Origin of the sequence: Butyricimonas sp. Marseille-P3923 (genome assembly GCF_900184685.1) — a bacterium.
Taxonomy (GTDB): Bacteria; Bacteroidota; Bacteroidia; order Bacteroidales; family Marinifilaceae; genus Butyricimonas; species Butyricimonas muris.
The window spans coordinates 1551759-1575941 of the sequence record NZ_FXXL01000007.1 but is presented as its reverse complement, the minus strand read 5'-3'; the positions used below and the strand labels follow the sequence as shown (position 1 = coordinate 1575941).

Annotated in this window: 20 protein-coding genes and 1 pseudogene; 20 read left to right on the top strand and 1 reads right to left on the bottom strand. The window is 42.9% G+C overall.

The window, feature by feature from the left end:
• Window positions 1-78: 78 nt before the first annotated feature.
• From CS948_RS18010 to CS948_RS17965, 11 genes and pseudogenes are all read left to right on the top strand, one after another.
• The gene (locus CS948_RS18010) at window positions 79-1668 is read left to right on the top strand and encodes an ATP-binding protein (RefSeq protein ID WP_099294674.1); all 1590 of its coding nucleotides are present in this window, start codon (window positions 79-81) and stop codon (window positions 1666-1668) included.
• 210 nt (window positions 1669-1878) lie between these two features.
• Entirely contained in the window at window positions 1879-2505 is a 627-nt protein-coding gene (locus tag CS948_RS18005; RefSeq protein ID WP_099293343.1) for a DUF6266 family protein, read from the top strand.
• On the top strand, window positions 2502-3200 hold the full coding sequence (locus CS948_RS18000) for a hypothetical protein (protein ID WP_099293341.1): 699 nt from the start codon (window positions 2502-2504) through the stop codon (window positions 3198-3200). Before CS948_RS18005 ends, CS948_RS18000 begins: the two co-directional genes overlap by 4 nt.
• A gap of 27 nt (window positions 3201-3227) precedes the next feature.
• The gene (locus CS948_RS17995) at window positions 3228-3497 is read left to right on the top strand and encodes a hypothetical protein (protein ID WP_099293339.1); all 270 of its coding nucleotides are present in this window, start codon (window positions 3228-3230) and stop codon (window positions 3495-3497) included.
• A complete protein-coding gene (locus CS948_RS17990; RefSeq protein WP_099293337.1) occupies window positions 3494-3862 on the top strand; it encodes a 3TM-type holin in 369 nt (122 codons plus the stop codon). The genes CS948_RS17995 and CS948_RS17990 overlap by 4 nt, the downstream gene beginning before the upstream one ends.
• Before the next feature lie 51 nt (window positions 3863-3913).
• Window positions 3914-4516 (top strand): annotated as a pseudogene (locus tag CS948_RS17985) (N-acetylmuramoyl-L-alanine amidase).
• A gap of 131 nt (window positions 4517-4647) precedes the next feature.
• On the top strand, window positions 4648-5274 hold the full coding sequence (locus CS948_RS17980) for a hypothetical protein (RefSeq protein WP_099293335.1): 627 nt from the start codon (window positions 4648-4650) through the stop codon (window positions 5272-5274).
• Between the two features lie 91 nt (window positions 5275-5365).
• On the top strand, window positions 5366-5539 hold the full coding sequence (locus tag CS948_RS21750; protein WP_176555116.1) for a hypothetical protein: 174 nt from the start codon (window positions 5366-5368) through the stop codon (window positions 5537-5539).
• Between the two features lie 508 nt (window positions 5540-6047).
• Complete coding sequence (locus tag CS948_RS17975) at window positions 6048-7751, top strand: TldD/PmbA family protein (RefSeq protein WP_099293327.1); 1704 nt, start codon at window positions 6048-6050, stop codon at window positions 7749-7751.
• A 94-nt stretch (window positions 7752-7845) separates the two neighbouring features.
• The gene (locus CS948_RS17970; RefSeq protein ID WP_227217807.1) at window positions 7846-9495 is read left to right on the top strand and encodes a metallopeptidase TldD-related protein; all 1650 of its coding nucleotides are present in this window, start codon (window positions 7846-7848) and stop codon (window positions 9493-9495) included.
• Window positions 9496-9687: 192 nt separating this feature from the next.
• On the top strand, window positions 9688-12984 hold the full coding sequence (locus CS948_RS17965; protein WP_099293325.1) for a hypothetical protein: 3297 nt from the start codon (window positions 9688-9690) through the stop codon (window positions 12982-12984).
• Between the two features lie 2 nt (window positions 12985-12986).
• Here the strand turns inward: CS948_RS17965 and CS948_RS17960 are convergent, their stop codons facing one another.
• Entirely contained in the window at window positions 12987-13370 is a 384-nt protein-coding gene (locus CS948_RS17960) for a response regulator (protein ID WP_099293323.1), read from the bottom strand.
• 265 nt (window positions 13371-13635) lie between these two features.
• On the opposite strand from CS948_RS17960, the gene ybaK reads away from it, so the two are divergent.
• The 9 genes from ybaK (at window position 13636) to CS948_RS17910 (ending at window position 24124) form a co-directional block, all read left to right on the top strand.
• Window positions 13636-14118 carry a Cys-tRNA(Pro) deacylase gene (ybaK, locus tag CS948_RS17950; RefSeq protein WP_099293319.1) on the top strand — a complete coding sequence of 161 codons (483 nt, stop codon included), beginning with the start codon at window positions 13636-13638 and terminating at the stop codon, window positions 14116-14118.
• Between the two features lie 293 nt (window positions 14119-14411).
• A complete protein-coding gene (locus tag CS948_RS17945; RefSeq protein WP_099293317.1) occupies window positions 14412-15209 on the top strand; it encodes a metallophosphoesterase in 798 nt (265 codons plus the stop codon).
• Window positions 15190-15849: a hypothetical protein gene (locus CS948_RS17940; protein ID WP_099293315.1), complete on the top strand. Its 660-nt coding sequence runs from the start codon at window positions 15190-15192 to the stop codon at window positions 15847-15849. The genes CS948_RS17945 and CS948_RS17940 overlap by 20 nt, the downstream gene beginning before the upstream one ends.
• Window positions 15850-15949: 100 nt before the next feature.
• A complete protein-coding gene (locus CS948_RS17935) occupies window positions 15950-17098 on the top strand; it encodes a YhcG family protein (RefSeq protein ID WP_099293313.1) in 1149 nt (382 codons plus the stop codon).
• Window positions 17099-17200: 102 nt separating this feature from the next.
• A complete protein-coding gene (locus CS948_RS17930; RefSeq protein ID WP_099293311.1) occupies window positions 17201-19384 on the top strand; it encodes a patatin-like phospholipase family protein in 2184 nt (727 codons plus the stop codon).
• A gap of 569 nt (window positions 19385-19953) precedes the next feature.
• A complete protein-coding gene (locus tag CS948_RS17925; RefSeq protein ID WP_099293309.1) occupies window positions 19954-20475 on the top strand; it encodes a UpxY family transcription antiterminator in 522 nt (173 codons plus the stop codon).
• A 97-nt stretch (window positions 20476-20572) separates the two neighbouring features.
• Window positions 20573-21307 carry a hypothetical protein gene (locus tag CS948_RS17920; RefSeq protein WP_099293307.1) on the top strand — a complete coding sequence of 245 codons (735 nt, stop codon included), beginning with the start codon at window positions 20573-20575 and terminating at the stop codon, window positions 21305-21307.
• A 209-nt stretch (window positions 21308-21516) separates the two neighbouring features.
• Window positions 21517-22992 carry an MATE family efflux transporter gene (locus tag CS948_RS17915; RefSeq protein WP_369689228.1) on the top strand — a complete coding sequence of 492 codons (1476 nt, stop codon included), beginning with the start codon at window positions 21517-21519 and terminating at the stop codon, window positions 22990-22992.
• Window positions 22973-24124, top strand: coding sequence for a Coenzyme F420 hydrogenase/dehydrogenase, beta subunit C-terminal domain (locus tag CS948_RS17910; RefSeq protein WP_099293303.1), 1152 nt, complete (start codon window positions 22973-22975; stop codon window positions 24122-24124). The genes CS948_RS17915 and CS948_RS17910 overlap by 20 nt, the downstream gene beginning before the upstream one ends.
• Window positions 24125-24183: the final 59 nt, after the last annotated feature.

Genomic DNA, 24183 nt, shown 5'->3' with positions numbered 1-24183 from the left:
GTAAAAGTTCTTTGACATGTTGGGACATGGAAAATATTGTAATATCTTTGTATGAACAACTTTAAAACGATTTTGAAGATGAAGTACCCGATAGGAATCCAGAGTTTTGACCAAATCATCGAGGACGGTTATGTTTACGTGGACAAGACCGCCTTGGTCTACTCGTTGGTGAAAGAAGGAAAAATCTATTTTTTGAGTCGTCCGCGTCGTTTCGGGAAGAGTCTTTTGGTGTCTACACTGAAGAATTATTTTTTGGGACGGAAGGAACTTTTCAAGGGGCTGGCGATTGACGAATTGGAGAAGGATTGGTTGGTGTATCCGGTGTTTCATATTGATTTTAACGGACGGAATTTTTTGAAAGGGGAAACGTTAGAGAACGTGCTCCAAGGATATGTATCCCGTTGGGAGGAAGAATTCGGTTTAGAAAATGGAGGTTTGGACGTGGGGGATCGTTTTATCCAATTGCTAGAGAAAGCACACGAGTGGACGGGGCATCGAGCCGTGGTGTTGATAGATGAATATGACAAGCCGATTCTTGACGTGTTGGATACAAATATAGAGGTGACCGTGGATGGCAACCGGATGCTGCTGGAGGAATGGAACCGTGGGGTACTGAAAGGTTTTTATTCTGTTTTCAAGGCAGCTGACGAGCATTTGCAATTTGTTTTCCTGACAGGAGTGACGAAATTCTCGCAGGTGAGCGTGTTCAGTGGTTTCAATCAACCGAAAGATATCAGTATGGATGGTCGGTACGAGGCTCTTTGCGGGATTACGCAAGATGAGTTGGATTATTATTTTGCATCACCCATGACGGAGATGGCAGAGGTTTATCATTATGATGCGGAAGGGATGAGGCAGTTGTTGAAACGTCAGTATGACGGTTATCATTTCGGTCCGCGGTTAGTGGATGTTTATAACCCGTTCAGTTTATTGAATGCTTTGGATGCAATGATGATTCAAGATTATTGGTTCCGGAGTGGTACCCCGTCTTATCTTATTCGTCTATTGAATCACACTAGAGAAAATCTGAATGAACTGACGGGGCGTTATTATGAAACTCCTGAATTTGTGGATTACAAGGCAGACGTTGAAAAACCTTTACCGATGATCTACCAGAGTGGTTACTTGACGATCAAAGGATACAATATGCGTCGTAACACGTTTTTGCTCGATTTCCCGAATAACGAGGTGAAAAACGGTTTCTTGACCATGGTGGCTTCAGATTACTTGAAGCCGCGAACAAGCATTAATAATTGGGTACAGGATACGGTGGATACCTTACAGGATGGTGACACGGAAAAATTCCGTCGCTTGTTGACCTCGTTTTTGAGTAGTATTCCTTACACGATGCGTCGTAAGGAAAACGAACGTGAGAAAGAGCGGTATTTTCATTACACGTTCTATTTGTTGATGCGTTTGGTTAGCGTTTACACGGTTTACACGGAGAAGCAGCAGAGCGAGGGACGAGTGGATTGTATCATCGAGACCGATCATTATATTTATATTTTCGAATTCAAGTTGGACGGTACGGCGGACGAGGCATTGCGCCAGATAGAGGAGAAGGGGTACGCATTGCCTTACTTGGAAGATGAGCGTCGGCTGTATCGTATCGGGGTTAGTTTCTCGTCGGAAACGGGAACAGTGTCGGATTGGAAGGTGGTCGAGTAATAGTTCGCGGAAAAAATTGTAATTCATTAGGAGGTGTGTTTTGCCACATCTCCTGATTTTTTTTGTCTTTTTTGGTGAGAGTCTGTTATTGTCACGAATTGTCCATGTTCACCCTGCAAGGCGGACGGGTGAAAGGGTTGTATGTTTGCATCATCAAAGTTTGACGATATGTCAGTAGATTTTGGAGTATAAATTTTTAAATGAAAAATTATGGCAGAAGTAAGTAGTTTATTTAAGATTCGGGGGAAAGTGGGGAACACCGTTTTCTGTACCATGAACGGAAAAACGTTCGCGAGGGCGTTGGCGGTGAATAGAAATGATCCCAATACGCCGAAACAGCAGGCGGTACGTTCGAGGTTCCGGGTGGCAGTGCGTTTTTACCAGAAATTGAAAGAAACTTCGTTGCGGGATGTGCTGGACGTATCGGCAAAAGGGACAAGGATGAATGGTTTTTCCTTGTTTATGAAGATGAATCTGGAAGCCTTTAAGGCGAACGGGAAAATCGGGGATTTTTCGTTACTGCAATTCTCGGTAGGGAAACGCCGGGGTGTGTACGAGTTGGAGGCGGAGGTGGACGCTGAAGACCGGGTGACATTGCGATGGGAGGCTGACACGTGGGACGGATTCGGGGATGCCGACGACGGGTTGACTGTCGTGTTGTTGTACGGGAATCGTTCTTTTTCCCCGGTAGTCGTGGAGGGAATCGGGGCCAAGCGTTTGGATGAAAAGGTGACATTCCCGTTGACGAGGAGAAAGGGAACCCGGGTGCATATTTATTGTTTCTTCGGGACTCCCGACAGGAAAGCGTTTTCTAATACACAATACCTGAAGATATGAGCAAGAAAAATGATTTATTGAAGTACTTGAATCTATTGTTTGAGGCAAAGGCGGAATTGACGGGCGATCCTGCAGCTCCGATTCGTTATAACGGTTATGAATGGGAAGGGGGGATGCGTTTGGAACTTTTGGATCTGGAATTGGCGGTTTGTCCGATGATGGCGGAGACTGCAGTCCGGGGACAGCGGAGTTTTATGATCTGGAAGATGTTGAGCGAACGGGTGTTGGAATTGGAAGAGGTGTTCTCACCCCGGAAAGACGGGACATTGCATCGCTACTTGAGGATTATGCGGGGAGATGAGTTGGTGCAGTTCAAACAGCTGGATGCCGATACACGGGAAATGATCAATCGTTTCGTGCTGGTGCAGAGAGAGTCGTACCTGCGTTATGCCCGATGTTTTTGTTCGGAACCAGCGGTGTTGCCTTCCGTGTTTACCTTGTCGTTAGACGATATGGAACTGGGGGAGTTGTTGGCTTGTTTCTATCGTTCGGGTATCGTGCGGTGTCTGACGGGGGATATGACGGAAAAGGAGTTTATTCGTTTTTTCTGTCGGGTATGGAATCTGCCTTTGAACCCGGATTATTACTCGTTGATCAGCAAGTCGCTGGCAAGGCCCCACCCGACGGCGTTGATCGAGCGATTGAGGACGTCGCTGGAAGATCATATTGAAAAATTGGATGCGAGGAGATGGTGATAATATTAATCTTTATTACAATGAACGATGGAAAAGAATGAAAAGTTACTGGTGACGGTAGTCGAGCTGCAAGAAGGTATTTCTCTGCGTTTGTGCATGATCGAGTCGAGGTTGCGGGAATTGAAACAATCTCCTTTCGAGCAGATGATGAGTGAGGAGGCTTTATGCAAAAAATTGGAGATTCACCGCCGCACTTTGGATCGGTACGCGGAGAAAGATAAGGTGCGGAAATGTCAGATTTGTGGGAGGAGGTATTATTACCCGTCGGATTTTATTAAAATTCAAGGCTGGAAATGAAGCCTGTAACCGGAATTGTCAGTGCGGTTGGCGAGTTGGTCGATCGCCTGACGCTCCCGGCGAGGGAGAAAAAGCAACTGGAAACGGATCTGTTGCGGGTGTTCATGGAGTGGGAACAACGGGTGATGGAAGCTCGGACTGCCGTGTTGGTGGAAGAAGCTCGTGGCAATTGGTTACAACGCTCGTGGCGACCGTTGGTAATGTTGATATTTGCCTTGATTGTTCTTGTCGGTACTTTCACGAGTCTGCCGATTCTCTCCGATACTTCCCGCTTCTGGGATTTACTGGAAATCGGAATAGGCGGATACGTGGTGGGAAGGAGCGGGGAGAAAATCATGCAGGCTTTCACGCGCAAGCGGCGCTAATTCAGTGATTTAATGATTGTCGATTAGGTTTTAAACTTTAAATTATTTAGTATGGCATTTTCAATTTTTAATTCTCCATTTTCAATTGTCAACCATCGTTTGATGGGTGACGGGGATGGGGTGGTGCATTTGGTGTGTTCGAAGAATACACGCCCGTTAAAGGAGCCGGATATGATCGTGTTGCATTATACCGCGGGTGTGAGTGGTGAATCTTCCGCGATTTATCTTACCCGGCCGGATGTGGCGGCTTCGGCACATCTGGTAATCGGGCGGGACGGGAAAGTTTTTCAACTTGTGCCGTTCAATATCGAGGCATGGCATGCCGGAAGAAGCTGGTACGCGGGACGTGCCGAATTGAATCATTATTCTATCGGGATCGAGTTGGATAATCTCGGGAAACTCCGGTAGAAAGGGAAAAAGTTTTTTGCCGAATGTGGTCGGGAGGTCCCGGTAGAAGAGGTGTACACGGCTGACAAGGGGGACGTGCCGACTTTTTGGCATCGCTACACGCGGGTACAGGTTCAGGTATTGGCACAAGTTTGCCGATTGCTTCAAAAACATTACCCGATCAAGAACGTGGTAGGCCACTCGGATATAACAACAAGAAAACAGAATCCGGGACCGGCGTTGGAAGAGGCGTTTAAAAATTTATGATTTATGATTTATGACTTTCGATTTTGATTGAGTGATTTCCGATTTATGATTTTGTAATTACGGAATCGTTTAATCGGCAATCACAGAATAAGTAAATTTTCAATTTTCAACTTTTAATTTTCAATTGTTTTATGGCAGAATTTAATTCTTATTTGTTAGGTAAAGCGAGAAAATCAGTAGGTAACATCACGTTGTGTTACACGAGAAGGAAAAATATCGCGAAAGCGAAAGTTTTTTCAAGGAAAGACAACCCGACACCGGAGATACTGGTACAGCGGGCGAAAATGAAAGCTGTGGTACAGTTATCCCGAAGTCTTCTGCCGATCATTCGGAAAGGCTTCGCGGGTGTGGGGAACGGGACCACGTCGAATGCTTTCGTGGCACGGAATATGAAAGCGGTAACCGTGGATGAGAAAAACGTGGGAACAATAGATTTCGATCTTTTGCAGGTTGCCGCGGGGATGCTTAATCCGCCAAAGGTGACCGTGAATTACGATGAGGAAAGTAAGAAGTTCCAGTTTGTGCAAGAGATGCAAGAGGAAGAGGATGGGTACGCGTTTGCCGGAGATCAAGTGTATGGCGTGTTGTACGAGACGGTACGAGAGCGGGCGAGATTAATAACGTTGAGAGTCCGCGGTGAAGGTGGTAGCACGAGTTACGCGCTACCGGATGAGTGGGATAACACTAAGGTTAAAGCGTATTGCTTCGCCACGCTGGATAATGGGAAGATGGCATCGGACAGCTTATTGATTTCTTGATTTGCCATTTTTGATTTTAGATTTCAGTCGCACGGGGCTTTGCGTCGGGGCGGCTGGCTTCTATTATTTTCAATTTTCAACTTTCAATCGTATGAATTATTTTATAATAGGAATGTTCTCGACATTGAGTTTTAATTCGGTGTTGTCGCAGATGGCAGATCATTTGTTTGCCGGAGTGATCAGTATTATCGGGGGAATCGTGAGTTCCGTGGTTGTGGCTTGGTTGAAACGACGATGGGGAAAGAGAATAGGAAGATTTGATTAACCTATTTACACATAGTGTAATAGGTGTGCTATATTGGCGAAGAATATAGTAGGGAGGTAACAGGTGGAATATTGAAGGTCGGAATTAAAGTATAAATTATTTTATTTTTATGTGGTTTTTAATAAAGAAATCTATACCTTTGCTTTGTCAATTCGAGAAATAATAAAGAAGTGTATAGCACAAATGAAGGAATAAGCCTCCGGAAGTGTGCATACACTTTTTTTGTTAAATCCGAGTTGACGTTCTATTTAATAACCGGAGGCTTTTTTGAAAACGTTTTTTTTTACAAGATAGTTACATGTAAATGTAATGTTTTTTGAATTCTAATTTGTCTAGGAGGGTGAAAGTACCGTGATGGGAAATCCCCTTTTTTTATTTTTTCTCGGGTTTAACTAAAATTTAAATCGATTGCATTTTGTAACCATACAGAATCGTTTTATATTTGTTATCGAAAATAGTGCGTGTTTTCAGACTATTTATTATTTACAAGATTAAAACTATTACACACATGAGAAAAACAGTATGGATTATTTTGAGTTGCTTTCTCACCTTGTTGTTTGTACCGAAAACTTACGGGCAGGCACAGGATAAGTTGTTGAGTTTACTCAAGGAAGAGTTGGCACAACAGATGAAGGAACTGAAAGGCGAAGAGTTTCCCCCGTATCACATGAATTACAGGGTTATTGATGTGACCACGTCCGTGGTATCCACTTCTTTCGGGGCGTTGATGAACAGTCAACAATATCGTTCCCGGACTTTAGTACCGCAAATTCGTTTGGGAGATGCAACATTAGATAATTTCAAGTTTGCCCAGATGGGGGCGCAACAGCCTTCGTCAGCCAGATTGCCTTTGGACGAGGATAATAATGAAGATGCCATTCGTCAAGCTATCTGGAACGAGACAAACAACCGTTACAAGTTTGCCGTGGATATGTACCAGAGAACCAAAGCGCAGACGACGGTGAACGTGGAGGAAGAGGATAAGGCTCCTTATTTCTCGGAAGTTCCGGTAGAAAAGTATTACGAGGCTCCGCTTCCGGTAGAAAAAACTAAAATTGATCTGGACGAGTGGGCGAAACGGTTGAAGGAAATTTCCGCCGTGTTCAAAAATCAACCCGGAATCATGCAAGGTGACGCTATGATGATTTATACCGTGGAAAGACGTTATTTCGTGAATAGCGAAGGTACGGAGGTTGTTCAGAATCTGCCGTATGCCCGGATTATGGTATTCGGGGAGACGAAGGCTGACGACGGAATGGAATTGCCGTTGAATCTTTCTTATTTTGCTTATGATCCGAAAGATCTGCCGTCAAACGACAAGATCATCGCCGACGCGAAAGAAATGGTAAAAACTCTTGAAGCATTGCGTGTCGCTCCGATGGTAGATCCCTACACCGGTCCGGCTTTGTTGTCCGGTCCTGCCAGCGGGGTATTCTTCCACGAGATATTCGGTCACCGTGTTGAAGGACAACGCATGAAGAGCGAGAGTGACGGACAGACGTTCAAAAAAATGGTTGGTGAGTACGTGTTGCCTGCTGATATGCACGTGTATGATGACCCGACAATCCGGGAATATGCCGGGGAGGATTTGAACGGTTTCTATAAATATGACGACCAAGGTGTGAAGGCTGAACGGGTAGACGTGGTTGTGAACGGCAAGTTGAACGAGTTCCTGATGACTCGCACCCCGATTGACGGGCATCCTCGCTCGAACGGGCACGCGCGGGCTATGGGGGGATTTGATCCGGTATCTCGCCAGTCTAATTTGGTGATTGAGACTTCTAACCCGAAAACTCCGGAAGAGTTGCGCCAATTGTTGATCGAGGAAGTGAAAAAACAAGGTAAAGAATACGGTTATTTCTTTAAAGAGGTAACGAGTGGATTCACGTTCACCGGAAAAGGGGGAACGAACTCCTTTAACGTTACCCCGTTGGAAGTGTACAAAGTGTTCGCGGACGGTCGTCCCGACCAATTGGTACGCGGCGTGGATCTGATCGGAACTCCCCTTTCCATGTTCTCGAATATTATTTACGCGGGAAATGACGCTCGTGTATTCACGGGTATGTGTGGTGCCGAGTCCGGTTCTATCCCTGTTACGGCAATTTCTCCGACTATTTTGGTAAACAAAGTAGAAACGCAACGGAAAGCCAAATCACAGGATATTTTACCGATTTTATCGGCTCCGGGATTGGAGAAAAAAGCTAAAAACTAAAAGAAATTTGACGTTTAGAATTTAGAGTTAAAAGGAGTGTTGGCATGAGCGGGGAAATCTAAAATCTAAAATCATTAAATCTAAAATTAATACGATGAAATATATATTATCACTATTATTGTTTTTCCTGCTGCTCGGTCCGGTTGTCGCACAAAGCGAGCAAGATCAGGTGATTTTTAAAGCCATGCAGGATGAGTTGCAGAGAAATAAGGAAAATTTGGCTTTGCCGGGAATGGATAAGCCGTTTTATTTGTCCTATTCTCTAGGAAGATATCGTCAATTCGAGGTATCGGGAGTGTTGGGGGCTATCACGAGTTCAATGGAATTACCTTGGATGGGTATCGGTTCTTCGCAATTGCTGTTGGGAAATTATGACAACACGAGTGATTCCCGTTACATCGGTCAATTCTTGAAAATAGGTATGCCTGCCGAGGCGGATTATGATATGATTCGTCAGAACTACTGGTTGGTGACGGATGCCGCTTATAAATGGGCATTACAGGAATCTGCGGCTAAAGAGGCTGCCTTGAAAGCTAACCCGCAAACACCGGAAGAGGCTGCTTTACCTGATTTGGTAAAGGCAGAGCCGATCACGAAAATAGTGGAGAGCAAGCCCTATGATATTAACATGAAAGAGTGGGAAAACGCGATTCGCGAACTTTCCGCAATCTTCAAGGGTTACAAGGATATTTACAATTCATCCGTGGGTATCAGCGGTCTGGATATGGAAGTGTACAAGCAAACCAGCGAAGGGGTAACCATGAAGCAACCGGTTTCTTACGTTAATTTCTATGCGCAGGGATTCGTGAACACGGCGGACGGCGTGAAAATCGGAGATGTCTATTCCGTGTTGGTGGCTCGTCCGCAGGATATGCCTTCACTGGAAGAGCTGAAGAAAAACGTAAAAGCTTTTGCCGAGAATCTGATTAAATTGAAAGATGCTCCCGAGGTGGAAGAGTTTTATTCCGGTCCGGTGCTTTTCGAGGATGGTGCCAGTTCAGCTATTTTCACGAACAACTTGTTGAATCAAGGCGGATTGTTCGCTTACCGGAAACCTGAAGGCGGTCGTGGAGGTGCAGCCAAGACTTTGGACGGACGTATCGGAAGAAAGATCATGGATAACCGTTTGACGGTAAAGAATTACAGCACGTTGGATAAATATAACGGGGTACCGTTATTGGGAGCTTACGAGATTGACGCGGAAGGTGTTGTTCCGGCAAAGGAGATGACGCTGGTGGATAAAGGTATTTTACGCCAGATGTTGAACGGGAGAGTACCTTCATTGAAGACTCCTCATTCCACGGGTAGTTCCAGATTCGTGATGACGGGACAGGACATTGTTTACGTGACGGCACCGGGAACAATTCATATCGAGGTGGATAAAGGTACGAAGCAGGATAAGATGAAAAAGGCCTTGATTAAGGCAGCCAAGGACGAGGGATTGGATTATGCCTATATCGTGCGTAGTATGGCAGGAACAGCTTCCCGGATTTACAAGGTAGACGTGAAAGACGGTAGCGAAACGCAGGTTCGTTTCGGTGATGTTTCCGCGATTAATCTGTCGAAAATCAAACGGGTATTGGATATTTCCAGCAAGGAAAATGTGTCCAATTATATTTTGAACCGTCAGGTGTTGTCTTCGTTGATTTACCCGGCTTCTATTTTGATTGAAGACGTGGAGATCAACAAGTCTGAACCGAAGAAAGAGAAAGAACCGGTATTGAAATTCCCGTTGCAGAGATAAATCGCCGGAGGCGAGTTACAGGTTGCAGGTTACATTCGCCTGCGGCGAGTTACAGGTTTATTTTACGAATGAACCGGATTCTGAAAGCTAAAAACTAGAAGTTATAATATACGTAACTTTTAGTTTTTAGCTTTTATCTTTTAGTTTTAAAAACTACCTTTGTGAAGGGATGGGTATGTAATTGGTATTAAAATGAGAAAGACATTTGACAATATTCGCCTGATAGCTCGTTACGAGCGGAGACTGATAGCACGCGGGAAGTTATTCTGGATTTTCATGATTTGTGTGTTAGTCGGTATTACCGGGTTTCAATGGTTATGGCAAGGAGGGGGAAGATGGGGAATTAGTTCTTGGGCGGAGGTCGCTTTGCCTTCCTATATTCCTTATTTGAACGCGTGGTTATATAGTCTGGTGCAGGGAATCATGGTCATCTTTGTCGGGGTGGATTTTGTCAGGAGGGATCGACGTTTGGAAACGAACGTGGTGTTTTTAAGCCGTCCCGTGACGAATACGATATACCAGACCGGAAAGGTGTTGGGGATACTGGAGGTGTGTTTGTTGATGAACGTGTTGACGATGGCGTGTGGGATGGGGGTACATTTGTTGTTTGGGGAGCCGGGGACTTTTCAGCCGGGAATTTATTTGATTTATATGGTCGTGTTGACGATTCCCTCGTTGATTTTCGTGTTGGGCTTGGGATTAATTATTGTCAATCAAATAAAGAATCATGCTTTGGCAATTCTTATTTTATTTGCTTTGTTGGGGGCGTTTTATTTCGGGACAGGGGAGATTTTATGGGGGGTGTTTGACCCGTGGGGACGGGCTTTGCCGCTTTTGTTCTCGGATGTGACGGGGTTGGCAAAACCGGCATGGACGGTATTGCAGAGAGGGATTTTCATGTTGTCCGGTATCGGGTTCATCCTGTTAGCCGTGGGAATGATGAAGCGATTGTCGGATCGGAGCAGGGTGATTCGAATCATTCGGGGAATCGGGATTGTTTTTATTCTGGCGGGAGTTTTTGACGGATTTTTGTATGTCGGGAAGTTTCAAGGGATAAATGCACGGAGAGAAATGTACCGGGGAGTATTTCAAAAGTACGCGGGAGTGGATAACGTGCACGTGAAAACTCATGATATCCGTTTCCGTCAAGCAGGGGAAAGGATGTACGTGACAAGTGAACTGGTGCTTGAGAACGAGCGCACGAACCGGTTGAAGAATCCGATACTATACCTGAATCCCGGTTTGCAGGTGACAAGTTTGAGGGATCGGGAGGGAAATACCCTACCTTTCACGCGTGAGGGGCAGGTCGTTATCGTGGATCGGGAATTGGATTCCGGGGAGGAACTGAATCTTCGCATGGAGTACGAAGGACTTATTGATGAAGCGGTCTGTTATCCCGATTTCACGGATAAAGAGTTCCATGATACGCATTTAGTCCTTTTTTCCCGACGTCCTCATCAATTTTTTCGTCACGGATGGTGTTATGCCCGCGTGGGTGATGATTATACATTTCTTGTGCCCGAGTGTTTATGGTATCCGGTGAGTGTGCCCACGGTAAATATATTATCTCCTTTGACTTGTCGATATGATTTTACCCGTTATACGTTGCATGTCGAGAACGTGGGAGAAAGAACGGCGATTTCTCAGGGAAATATGAATGTGAAAGAGAACGTGGTTAGTTTTGAAAACCGTAACCCTTTGCCCCGTTTAAGTTTGAGCTTGGGGCATTACGAGAAAAAGAGTATTGTTTTGGATTCTTTGGAAATGGAGATTTATCATTTTCCGGGGCATGATTTTTTTGAACGAGATTATACGGTGAGTGCAGATTCCGTGAAAATACTTTTGCAAGAACCTATAAGTCAGGTTTGGGAATACAAGGGAGGCGATTACCCGTACCGGCGTTTTGCCGTGGTGGAAATACCCGTGAATTTTATTCCCTATCAACGAAAAGGGAGCGTGGGAAGCGAGTTTATTCTGCCGGAGATGATATTTGTTCCGGAAAAAATGTATAGTGCTTATTATTTTCGTGTACAGTATTGGCCATGGGAAAATGATGAACGTACGCGTTTTGAATTGGAAAGTGACGCTTTACGGAATATTTTGGTTTTGAATCTTCAGGATGGGGCGTTCAATTGTGTTGCCATGTTTGAAGATTTCGGGGGAATCGTGGCATCGGACAAATACCCGGGCGTCGGGGGTATCATTAATCATTTGCTGGCGGCAGAGGAGATGTATCGCGGTCCGATGATTTATTTCTCGGAAGATATGGAGTATGAAGAAGTGGTGGATTATTGGGATGGCAAGTCGTTGCGGGAAGCTTTGGAGGATAAAGATATTAAATTGAATAACCTGCGTATATTGTTGGATAGAAAATATGCTCAGATTGAGAGTCATTTACGGGCTCTCGTGGGGAGGTCGGAATTGGTGGATTTCGCGAAAGATTTCAAGAAGCGACACGCTTTTGCCGGGATAGAGCTGGACGTGTTTGTACAGGCGTTCGAGGCTCGTTTTGGGATAGATGTCCGTGATATTCTGGATAAGTATTACGAGGGGAAAATGCTGCCTGTTTTTTATGTAAGGGATATGAAAGTGGAATTGTTCGAGGAAGAGAAATACGCGCAAAAGATAGCAAGTTGTAAAGTGTATAATCCTTCGCCGATGGATGGGACTGTCACTATTCTCGAGAGGGGGACTTCCGGAGAGGGAGGGAGTTCTTCCGGAAAACATAGTTTCCTTGTTCCGGCGCGCGGCTGTAAAGAGATACGAATTGTGCTCGGAAGTGACGATTATTTTTTCTTGGATATGAATCTTTGTCAGAATATTCCCGGGAATAAGCTTATGGAGTTTGGTGAAAACCGGTTGGAGAAAACAAAAAACGGGCGTACCGGTATTTGGGATACTGACAGTACCGTGTTTTTAAGGAAAGAATCGGGTTTGGTTGTCGATGACGATAACGTGATTATTCACGAGAAGAAGAAGAGGGAGAAGTTGGCAGCTTATTTCTCTGAAAAAACAGAGCATAAAAAGTATGAATATATCTATGATCACGAACGTTGGACTCGCGTGACCAGTTCCGAGTGTTATGGCGATATCGTGAAAAGTGCTTATTATAAAATAGCCGGAACGGGAAAATCGGAAGTGGAATGGAGAGTGAAAATTGATGCTCCCGGGGTGTACGATGTTTTGGTGTATGTGCCGAATATCCAAGTGACACCCGCTCGCGGTACGTTTATAAAGGGTGCCCGGCTTTTTTACCGGATCGGTTCCAACGAGGGAATGACAGACGTGGAAGTTATACTGGATAACGAGGACGCCGGATGGATCTCTTTGGGTAAATTTGATTTTAATGCAGGGGAATACAGTGTTTTGCTAAGTGACCGGGGAGGGGATTCGTTAAGTTGGGAGAAAACGGAAGACTACGGGTGGGAAGGGGATGCCGTGCAGCTTATATTCGCCGATGCAGTGCGATGGGTGCCCGTGAAAAGATGAGGTCAGAAATGAGGATGAGGGGTGAGCAGGAGAAGTAATGTCTCTTTTAATTCTCTGAAATTAATTGGTTTCATGATGTACGCGTTGCAACCGCATTGATAAGCGGCTTGTTTGTCGTCTTCGTATGCATCGGCACTGACGGCTATAATAGGAATATCCTGATCCGATTCGCGTATGGCGCGAGTTGCTTCCAGACCGTCCATTTCAGGCATTCGGATGTCCATGAGTATGGCATCGGGGTGTTCGTTTCGATACATTTGAACCACCTCTACACCATTTTTCGCGTGAATGATCCGGTACTGCTTTTTTAGTATCTCCTGCAAGAGAAAAAAGTTACTTTCATTATCTTCCGCGATAAGAATGACGGGGTGTTTCTCGATGTTCATAGGCAAATTTTTAAATGAACGTTTAATCATCTTAAAATTTTGCGTATCAAGGAAAAGACTGTTTTCGTACCTTGATGGTTGAGTATGAAAGAATTAAAAATACAACTATCCGGCCGAATTTTGGTGAAAAAAGAGTATATTTGCGCAATCAAAAAACGTTGGTTTATTGCGAGTGTCAACATGGTCGTTCTTCTTCCTTTTTGCTTTGCTTTCAAGTATGTTTCGATGAAATTTGTGTATTTTTGTTCCCGCAAAATAAGGGATTATGAAAGAGAAGGTAAACAAGACTAACGCGGCAAGGTTGTTGGATAAGGCAAAAATCGCCTACGAGTTGATTCCCTATGAGGTAGACGAGCATGATTTGGCCGCGACACACGTGGCGGCGCAATTGGAAGAGAATATCGAACAAGTGTTTAAAACCCTCGTGCTGCATGGTGATCGGAACGGTCACTTCGTTTGCGTGATTCCCGGAGATCATGAGGTCGATTTGAAGTTGGCGGCGAAAGCATCCGGGAATAAGAAGGCCGATTTGATCCCTATGAAAGAATTACTTCCCGTGACCGGATATATCCGGGGCGGTTGTTCTCCTATCGGGATGAAGAAAGCTTTTCCCACGTTTATTCACGATTCATGTCTGCAATTTGAATATATTTTCATCAGCGCCGGAGTGCGGGGTTTGCAAATTCGTTTAAAACCGGAAGATTTAATCGGGTATGTCAGGGCTACGGTTTGTCCGTTAATAGGATAAGATATGTAAATTTCACGAATAACGGGGACTGTGCCAACAGCCCCCGTCTGACTCGCGTATAGCGTTCTTTTGTTCAGCGGACGATTATCGTGCGCTATCTTTTTATTTGAATTTTATTCATCTTAGTTATGAAAAAGCAATACACATCACATGGAAAAGAACTACCTGCACGAGTTTCTAAACAAAGATAAAATAATTTTTGATATCTGTGTCTGTTTAGGGCATATTTTTTTATTTCAACGTTTATACTGTTTGGTCTGCTTTTTGCATTATTTGGGAAAAAAGTGTTGGATATGAGAAAATGGATTTTTTTATTTTGGATGGCTATGTTTATAGCCGGTTGTGATTTGATAGAGTATCATCCTTATGATGTCCGTTTATCGGGGAAATTGGATATTAACAAGAAGAATATCCCGTTGATCGAGGAAGCGTGTCGCGATAAGGATACGGTACGGTTTGTACTCATGGGAGATACTCAACGCTGGTATGACGAGACGGAGGCTTTCGTGAAACACATGAACAAAAGAGATGACGTGGATTTCGTGATTCACGGCGGGGATATCTCGGACTTCGGGTTGACAAAAGAATTCCTGTGGATACGGGATATCATGGGTAAGTTACGTGTACCTTACGTGGCTTTGCTCGGTAATCACGATATACTGGGGAACGGGATGGATGTGTTTGTTGACGTGTTCGGGGAAGAGAACTTTTCTTTTCGTGCGGGCGAAAATCTTTTTCTTTGCGTGAACACGAACGCGCTGGAGTTCGATTATTCTCATCCGGTGCCCGATTTTTCGTTTATCTATTCGGAATTGCAGGATACCGTCGGTATTTCCCGGACAATTCCGGTTATGCACGTGCCACCCGGGGATATCGAGTTTAATAATAACGTGGGGTTCGTATTTCACACGATGTTGAAAACATTTCCGGGTATGGAGTTTTGTATGCATGCCCATAGTCATCGTTTGCGCCACGAGGAGCATTTTGACGACGGGATTCCTTATATAGGTTGTAGTTGTATGAAAGATAAAAATTATCTGTTATTTACTTTAACACCGGAGGGGTACGAGTATGAAGTGGTCTATTATTAAAGCGGGAATTATGGCCGTGTTGCTTTCGTTTACCACGTGGGCGATGGGGGACGAGAAGGATGATCGGGAGGAAAGACGTGCAGAACGGCATAAAAGAAAACTGGAACGTTACCAAAATCAATGGAATAGTTTGATCCCGAAGTATCAAAACTTGCAATTTGCCGGCTCGATCGGGTTACTCTCGGCAGGTATGGGGTGGGACTACGGTCGGCAACGGCAATGGGAAACCGAGTTTATGTTTGGTTTTGTACCGGGGTTTTCATCTAATAAAACCAAGGTAACGCTCACGTTGAAACAAAATTATGTGCCTTGGGAAGTTTCTTTGGGGAAAAATTGGGTGCTGGAGCCGCTTGAAACGGGATTGTTTGTGAATACCGTGCTGGCAAGTGATTTCTGGGTGAAAGAACCGGAGAAGTACCCGAATAACTATTACAAATTTTCGACTCGTGTTCGTTTCCACGCTTTTCTGGGACAACGTATTGCGCTGAACATGAAAGAGAATTTCCCTTTCCGTCGAATCACGGTATATTACGAGTTGAGTACTTGTGACCTGTACTTGATCTCGAAGTTCACGAATCAATACGTGAAGATGGTCGATATTCTGAGCCTCTCATTCGGGTTGAAGTTTCATATTTTGTAAACGAGTAATAAACAGACATCCTGCTGGGGACTGACATTTAATTTACTATATTTGTACAACAAAATCAAGTTAAAACGGTTTTAGAAGATAAAGGTATATAATGAAAGAAAGTATATCATTGACGAATCAATATAATCGAGCGGCAGAAGTTATTAAAACGGCAATACTGCAAAGTCAATATCAGGCTGTACAAAAAGTGAATAGCGAGCAATTGGCTCTATACTTTGGAATTGGGCGTTATATCTCGACACATTCACGCGATAATTATTGGGGTACAAGTGCATTGACTTATATTAGCGAAAAACTTCGTCGTGATATGCCCGGATTGCGAGGATTCTCTGAAGCACACATGAAGAAGATGCGCATATTTTATGAAGAGTGGAATATGCTTGAAGATAAATCGTTCATTGCAATGAACGATTTACAACTGGTTAATGAAAGTCTTTCAACTGATGAAACGGATTCTATAGCAATTCGTTCCTTGCGAGAAACGAATTGTGAAGACTTTCCGTTAGAAGACTTTCTCCGAGTACCATTTACTCATCATTATACAATATTGTCAAAGGTCAAAGAACTCAAAGAACGATATTTCTATATTCATGAGTGTGCGATTTATCATTTATCTGTAGATGGTCTGAAAAAGGCTATTGGCAATGATGATTATCACCATCAATCGCGAATACCGAATAATTTTTTGCAAAAGTTGACATCATCGGAGTTGGCATTTCGAGCCATCAATGCTTTTAAGGATGAGTATATGCTTGATTTTATTAACGTGGAGGAATTGGGGACACGGGACATTGCAGATATTGATGAACGGGTGGTAGAGCAAAAGATTATCCATGATATTAAGAAATTCATCATGACTTTTGGACAAGATTTTGCTTTTGTCGGTAATCAGTATCATCTTGAGGTCTATGGTGAAGAATTTTTTCCGGATCTTATATTTTTCAATCGTGAACTAAATGCACTTGTTGTTGTCGAATTGAAAACAGGTAAATTCAAACCGACCTATTTGGGACAATTAAGTACATATCTCCGTATATTAGATGATAAAGTGCGAAAGCCACACGAAAATCCTTCTATTGGTATTGTTCTTTGTAAACATGCCAATAAAGAGTTTGTGGAATATGTTATTCAAGATTACGATAAACCCATGGGTGTAGCCACGTATAATACTTCTGCTGATATGCCTGAAAAATTGCGTAAGGCTTTGCCTGATATAGATGAGTTGAAGAAATTGCTTTGATGTTTTGTTTAATATTGATAATAGAGAAAACTGCTCTCAAACTTTTTCACCCGTGGCGTTGAAAGAGATTGGTGATTGGATTGAGAATTTAAAAATAAAGAAATGAAAAGATTACGCTATTCAATCATCTTCGTCCTTTTTCTCGGTTTGGCGGTCAACGTGTCTGCCCAGCGGAAGAAGGTGGGATTGGTGTTGAGTGGCGGGGGAGCGAAGGGTGTTGCACATATCGGGGTATTGCAAGTGTTGGAAAAGGTGGGCATACCCGTGGATGTGATAGTGGGAACGAGTATGGGGTCTATCGTGGGAGGGTTGTATGCCATCGGATACACGGCCGATCAATTGGATAGCCTTGTGCGGGCGCAGGATTGGATGTTCCTTTTAAGCGATAAGGTGAATCGTTACGATTTGTCGTTCAGCGAGAAAGAGTACGATGCGAAATACGTGTTGTCCTTCCCCTTCGAACGGGGAAGACGTCGTCCGGTAGGGTTTATCAGGGGACAAAACGTGTATAATCTTTTTACAGACCTGACTATCGGGCATCATGATTCGTTGGATTTTTTGAAATTGCCCATTCCCTTCGCTTGCGTGGCTGCTGACGTGCTGAATCGGCAGGAGGTCGTGATGACCGATGGAAATCTGGTGCGGGCGATGCGGGCAAGTATGGCTATCCCGGGAGCGTTTACGCCGGTAATGGCGGGTGATCAGGTACTGGTAGACGGGGGCGTGTTGAATAATTTCCCGACAGACGTGGCACGGGCCCTTGGGGCGGAAATCGTGATCGGCGTGGATGTACAAGCGGATTTGATGGCGGAGGATAAGCTGGAATCGGTTTCCGGGGTGATACCGCAGATTATCAATTTGCTTTGTATGAATAAACACGAGGAAAACGTGAAACTTGCCGACTTGGTTATCCGTCCGAACGTGAAAGGATATTCTGCCGCGAGTTTTAGTGCCCGCGCGATCGACTCTTTGTTGACAAGGGGTAAGGTGGCGGCATTGCAGGATTGGGGTGAAATCATGCGAGTGAAAGAATTGATAGGAGGGCAGAATGAAAAAGTAGCCGATCAACCAGCCGTGTACCTGCCGGAAGAGTTTGATATCCGGGATATACGCGTCGAGGGACTCACGACCAAGCAGGAAGGATGGGTACGCCGGAAAATGCGGTTGCGGGAGAATAGTGCGGTGACGCTTGCCGATATACACCGGGAGGTGGCGATGTTGTACGGGACAAAGGCTTTTTCTGCCGTGAGTTACCGTTTGTTAGGGAAACCACCTTACGATCTGGTGCTGGAATTACAGGCTCAACCCATGAGTGCCGTGAATGTCGGTTTCCGTTTCGACACGGAGGAGATGGCGGCAATTCTTTTGAACACGACCTTGAATTATAAGGCTTTGAGAGGTTCACAGGTAGCCTTGACGGGGCGATTGAGCCAGAATCCTTACGTGAAAATAGAATACTCGTTGGAAAATACTTTCTTGCGTCGGTTTAATCTGGCTTATATGTTCCGTTATAATGACGTGAATTATTATCACAAGGGGGAAAAGATGAATAATGTAACTTACCGTTATCATTTCGGGGAATTGGGGTTGTCCAGTCTTTATTTTCGCAATTTTAAGTTTCAGGTGGGCTTGCGTTACGAGTATTTCGATTATAATTCATTGCTTTTTGCCAACGAGGAAGAGATTATAGACGTTCGTCCGGAAGGTTTTTTCAGTTATTACGGGTTGGCTCAGTTAGATACTTACGACCGCCGTTTCTATCCGAATCGGGGGATCTCTTTTTTAGCTTCTTACTCGATTTATACCGATAATATGGGAACGTATGACGGGGGAGCTCCTTTTTCCGCACTATCCTTGAATTTTACCCCGGTGATTGCGGTTTCCGATCGTTTGAAAATGCTGCCCGCCGTCTATGGGCGTGTGTTGATCGGGAACAACCCGGCGTATTCATACTTGAATTGTATGGGGGGAACGGTTTTCGGGCGTTATGCCGCACAACAAATTCCTTTTCTCGGGATCAATCACGTGGGAGTTTTTGAAAATTCTTTACTTGTCGGGCGGTTGGAGTTGCGACAACGCGCGGGAAGAAAACACTATTTTTCTTTAGTCGGGAATTATGCCATGCAAGATGATAGTTTTTTTGATATCTTCGGGCGTAAAGGTATCTGGGGTGGAGGTGTCGGTTATTCCCGTGACTCTTACTTGGGGCCTATTGATTTGATGTTTAGTCTTTCGGATTGGAACAAGAAACTCGAATTTTATTTTAATCTGGGGTTCTATTTCTAAGTTTATCCGTCCGGTTTAGTTCTACCCGGAATCCACGGTAATCCTAGGGTTATACTACCTCTCCTCTGTTACAAATTCCTTTTACACTTCTTACACCGTCATTAGGCAGGGGTGAAATAAGTGTGATACAAGTGACTTGTAAGCAAGTTAAGGTAGTATAGCCCTAGGATTACCGTGGGTTTTCGGTAAATTGATATTGAACCGAAAGAGAGAAAAAAAGATGTTATACGTTGATTAGTAATTTGTTATTGTGTGTCAATAAACCATCGTTTAATGCGCTGCAAATATACACCATTTTTATTTTCCGCAAATATATCCAATGACATTTTTTTATTTCTCGTAATTAAGTGATTATGTTTTTGTGAATTTTGTTAGTGAGCAAATATTGTTAATGTCATTAAACGATGGTTTATTGATATGAATTATCGTTTATCGAAACAGCTTTCGTGCATCCATAATACATAGCACTGTTTAAGTGGGGCGCATGAAACACATGGCAATAAATCAGGACCGGTAATAGGGTTAGTGCGCGAAGCGCATCCAGTCGGCTGATAGAATAAAACAAGTACATGGCTGAGGAGAAGAAAATGCATTGGTATGTCGCTTACACGCGAGTGAACCAAGAATTCTTAATCAAGAAAAAGTTGGACGAATTGGGAATCGAGAATTTTCTCCCGCGCGAGGAGCAAGTTCGTGATACCCCGTTGGGTCGAAAAATGATTCAGGTACTTTTGATTCACGGGATGATTTTTATTCACGCGGATAAGACGACGAGTTTTTCTTTGATTAACGAGTATTCCCTGAATATCGTTTACTTGAAAGACGTGGAAGGTCGCCATTCCTTGATCGTTCCCGATAAGCAGATGGAAGATTTCATGTTCCTGCTAGATTTCTCGCCTGATGGTATCGAGGTGTTGAATAAAGATCTCAAGCGAGGTGATCAGGTTCGGGTTATCAAGGGGCCCTTGCAGGGACTGACGGGAGAACTGGTGCGTTTGCGGGGCCACAAGCGGGTAGTCATCCGCTTGGATGGTGTTGCATCGATCGCCACGTCTTATATCCCGGGCTCTTTCCTTGAAAAGATAGAGTGAATTAATTTATGAATTACGATTTGCGATTTATGATTGAAAGAGAGTCAACACGAGTGCTTGCAATCATGAACCCGAAATCGTGAATCAAGAAATAGAGATGGAAAAAGGTTTATTTCACGAGTTGTACAAGCAACTAGACAATTTTGATTTGCGTTCGTGTCCCCCCGCGTGTTTGTCGGGCTTATTACACGGTTACCTGACGATGTACTCGATGGTACGGGTGTACCCGTGGTTAGAATCTGATTTCGGAAGTTCCGGTGCTATCCACGAGCGGGCGAAATCAATTGTTCACCTGTACCCGAGTCAGTTGAACAAGGATATTCCCGTGGATACCCGTGCCGGTTACGCGGCGGACAAGATGGATGTCTACCAGTTGTACTCGGACTTGAATTACTTGAAAAACGGTTTGGACGCGGCGTATCGGATACTGTCGGCACGGGGGGACGGCAAACTCTCGTTGCCTTGTCGGACACCGAATATTTGCCGGATATTATGTGACTGTTACTATTTTGCCGGAGATGAGGCGTGTGGGGAACTTGCCGGTCGTTTGGTTACGGAGGCATTGGGATACATCCGTGGCGGAGATCGTGATGTGTTGTTGTCTTGGTGGGATGCTATTTGCTTGTATGGCGATGCAGTGGGAGCGATGATGTTGCCCAAGGAAGATTATAAACGGTTGGAGGAGGAACGGGCACGTCTACGGGTAAGTGTAGTGCGGGAGGAGAATGAAAAAATCGAGCGTTTGCGTCAGATGGGACAAGATGCTGATTTCAGTTTGGTGGCAGAAGTTTTTTATATTTTGGCGAAGCGGGTGTTTGACAAAATGGAATAGTTGTTGTGACTTTATGAAAGATAAAAAATCAAATTATTATTTGGCTTAGGCTTTATTTGATAAAAATAGAATTCCTGCGTAAACTCATAGCGGTTTGGTGAATACATTTGGGTGCTTATAGGTATTAATTATTTATGTTAGATATTTCCTCAAATAACAAACGTATAGCTAAAAATACGATATTGCTATATTTTCGTATGCTAGTTACAATGGCAGTAACATTATATACATCTCGAGAGGTATTAGCTGCGCTAGGTGTTGAGGATTATGGTATTTATAATGTAGTTGGAGGTGTCGTTGCATTATTTAGCTTTATAAATAGTGCAATGTCAACAAGCACTCAACGATTTCTTGTGTTTGAGTTGGGTAAGGGGGATTTTAGGCAACTTCAGAAAGTATTTAGTATAAGTGTTGTAATTCATATAATTATAGCAATTGTAATAGTTCTTCTTTCGGAGACTATTGGATTGTGGTTGCTGAATGAAAAGATGGTAATACCGGAATCGCGTGTGTTTGCCGCACATTGGGTGTATCATGTTTCCATTTTATCCATGGTTGTTGCTATAATTAGTGTTCCATATAATGCTGCTATAATTGCTCACGAAAAGATGTCTATATTTGCGTATATATCTGTAGTTGAGGTTTTCCTGAAATTGGTAATCGTGTATTTATTAAGAATAGGAAATGTAAATAAATTAGTTTTATACGCGATTTTACTTTTTGTGGTGCAAGTCGGAATTCGTATATTATATACATCATATTGTAATAAACATTTTTGTGAAACAAAGTTTAAATTTATTCTTGATAAGACACTCTTTAAAGAGATGTTTTCTTTTGCCGCTTGGAATTTATGGGGTAATTGTGCTTATATAGCATTTACACAAGGATTAAATATTTTGCTAAACGTGTTTTTCGGACCATCTGTAAATGCAGCAAGAGGTGTGGCTGTACAAGTACAGTCTGCAGTTACTCAATTCTCCTCAAACTTTCAGACAGCACTTAATCCGCAAATCACCAAGTCGTATGCAACAGAGGATTTAGATTATATGCATAGTTTAGTTTTCCGCAGTTCAAGATTTACTTTCTTCTTACTCTTAATGCTAACTTTACCTATAGCTTTAGAGACAGAAACGATATTGAGTATTTGGCTCGAAGAAGTTCCTCGGTATTCTGCAGTATTTTTGAAATTAATTTTATGTGTTACTATTATAGACTCAGTTGCAAATCCATTGATGGTTTCTGCTGCAGCTACAGGAAAAGTAAAAGTATATCAATCTGTCATAGGAGGAATTTTATTGATGATCCTTCCTGTTTCGTATGTTGTTTTAAAAATGGGAGGTAATCCAGCTTCAGTATTTGTTGTGCATCTTGTTATTTGTGCTATAGCATTCGTTGTACGTTTATTTATAATTAGACCATTAATAAAGATTTCTTTGCGAAAATATTTTAGCAATGTTATTTTGAAATGTGCAGTAGTATTTTTTTTAAGTTTCATTATTTCAGTATTGGTTAAGTTTTTTGTCCCATATAGCTCTATTTCCTTTGTGATTGTAGGTGTAATGAGTGTTTGTTGTGTTGTATGCTTTGCATATACTCTAGGACTAAATAAGTCTGAGCGCAATTTTATTAATGAAAAATTAGTTAGAGTGTTTTCCAGAAAAAATAATGATAAATATTCAGGATAAAAAAGATTGTTGTGGTTGTGGTGCTTGTGTTCAGCGTTGTCCTAAACGATGTATAACAATGCAAGAGGATAAGGAAGGTTTCCTCTATCCAGAGATAGATAGAACTTGTTGTATTGATTGCGGATTATGTGAAAAAGTATGTCCGGTTATAAATCAAGGAGGAAATCGAAGCCCGATAGAAGTTTATGCGTCTAAATGTCAAGTTGATGAGATTCGTATAAATAGTTCCTCCGGTGGTATTTTTTCTATGCTTGCGGAAAAAGTAATAGAAAATGGAGGCGTTGTTTTCGGAGCTCGTTTTAATGACAGGTGGGAAGTTGTTCATGACTATGCAGAAACTATTGAAGGCATTATACCCTTTAGAGGTAGTAAATATGTGCAAAGTGTAATCGGTGAAACGTATAAGCAAGCTGAAGTATTCTTGAAACAGGGGCGGTTTGTTTTGTTTAGTGGTACATCTTGCCAAATTTCTGGATTGCTACATTTTTTGCGAAAAGACTATAAGAATTTAATTACAGTAGATGTAATATGTCATGGAGTTCCGAGTCCTCTAGTGTGGTGTCAATATCTAAAAGAAATCGGTTTTATTGTTCAGGATAAGAAACCAGTTATATCGGGTATATCATTTAGAAATAAGCGGTTAGGTTGGAGGAAATTCGGATTTGAAATTCGTTATGACAAAGAAGAAGCCAATTTCTTTGAAATGCATAGGAATAATATTTTTATGCGGGGTTTTCTTCATAATATATATTTACGTCCATCTTGTTATGCTTGTCCAGCAAAGGGGGGAAGAAGTCAGAGTGATATTACATTAGGAGATTACTGGGGGGTAGAATTATATCATCCTGAATTTTATGATGATAAAGGTGTTAGTGCTGTACTTATTAATACGGAGAGGGGCAAAAGAATATATTCTCAATTAAAAGTAGATGGTGTTAGTACAGATTATAATAAAATATTATTAGGGAATTCCTGTATAGAACATAGTGTGAAAATTTCAAAATATAGAGATGATTTCTTTGATGTGCTTAATAAGAGTGAGTTTTCTCTTATTGGGATTATCACAAAAAGAACGAGACCTAGTTTATTGAGACGAATTATTTCTTATGCAAGAAGGATAACTGGAATTTAAGTCTCTAAAATTTTATTTAAATATTGTTATTGTATTCTTTCAGAAACACCACAAATGTT

Bases quoted from the DNA above. Each gene is read 5' to 3' on its own strand.
- CS948_RS18010 (WP_099294674.1), top strand. From the start codon at position 79: ATGAAGTACCCGATAGGAATCCAGAGTTTTGACCAAATCATCGAGGAC.
- CS948_RS18000 (WP_099293341.1), top strand. From the start codon at position 2,502: ATGAGCAAGAAAAATGATTTATTGAAGTACTTGAATCTATTGTTTGAG.
- ybaK (WP_099293319.1), top strand. From the start codon at position 13,636: ATGAAAGAGAAGGTAAACAAGACTAACGCGGCAAGGTTGTTGGATAAG.
- CS948_RS17935 (WP_099293313.1), top strand. From the start codon at position 15,950: ATGAAAGAAAGTATATCATTGACGAATCAATATAATCGAGCGGCAGAA.
- CS948_RS17930 (WP_099293311.1), top strand. From the start codon at position 17,201: ATGAAAAGATTACGCTATTCAATCATCTTCGTCCTTTTTCTCGGTTTG.
- CS948_RS17925 (WP_099293309.1), top strand. From the start codon at position 19,954: ATGGCTGAGGAGAAGAAAATGCATTGGTATGTCGCTTACACGCGAGTG.
- CS948_RS17995 (WP_099293339.1), top strand. From the start codon at position 3,228: ATGGAAAAGAATGAAAAGTTACTGGTGACGGTAGTCGAGCTGCAAGAA.
- CS948_RS21750 (WP_176555116.1), top strand. From the start codon at position 5,366: ATGAATTATTTTATAATAGGAATGTTCTCGACATTGAGTTTTAATTCG.
- CS948_RS17960 (WP_099293323.1), bottom strand. From the start codon at position 13,370: ATGAACATCGAGAAACACCCCGTCATTCTTATCGCGGAAGATAATGAA.
- CS948_RS17965 (WP_099293325.1), top strand. From the start codon at position 9,688: ATGAGAAAGACATTTGACAATATTCGCCTGATAGCTCGTTACGAGCGG.
- CS948_RS18005 (WP_099293343.1), top strand. From the start codon at position 1,879: ATGGCAGAAGTAAGTAGTTTATTTAAGATTCGGGGGAAAGTGGGGAAC.
- CS948_RS17990 (WP_099293337.1), top strand. From the start codon at position 3,494: ATGAAGCCTGTAACCGGAATTGTCAGTGCGGTTGGCGAGTTGGTCGAT.
- CS948_RS17945 (WP_099293317.1), top strand. From the start codon at position 14,412: ATGAGAAAATGGATTTTTTTATTTTGGATGGCTATGTTTATAGCCGGT.
- CS948_RS17980 (WP_099293335.1), top strand. From the start codon at position 4,648: ATGGCAGAATTTAATTCTTATTTGTTAGGTAAAGCGAGAAAATCAGTA.
- CS948_RS17970 (WP_227217807.1), top strand. From the start codon at position 7,846: ATGAAATATATATTATCACTATTATTGTTTTTCCTGCTGCTCGGTCCG.
- CS948_RS17940 (WP_099293315.1), top strand. From the start codon at position 15,190: ATGAAGTGGTCTATTATTAAAGCGGGAATTATGGCCGTGTTGCTTTCG.
- CS948_RS17910 (WP_099293303.1), top strand. From the start codon at position 22,973: ATGATAAATATTCAGGATAAAAAAGATTGTTGTGGTTGTGGTGCTTGT.
- CS948_RS17915 (WP_369689228.1), top strand. From the start codon at position 21,517: ATGGCAGTAACATTATATACATCTCGAGAGGTATTAGCTGCGCTAGGT.
- CS948_RS17975 (WP_099293327.1), top strand. From the start codon at position 6,048: ATGAGAAAAACAGTATGGATTATTTTGAGTTGCTTTCTCACCTTGTTG.
- CS948_RS17920 (WP_099293307.1), top strand. From the start codon at position 20,573: ATGGAAAAAGGTTTATTTCACGAGTTGTACAAGCAACTAGACAATTTT.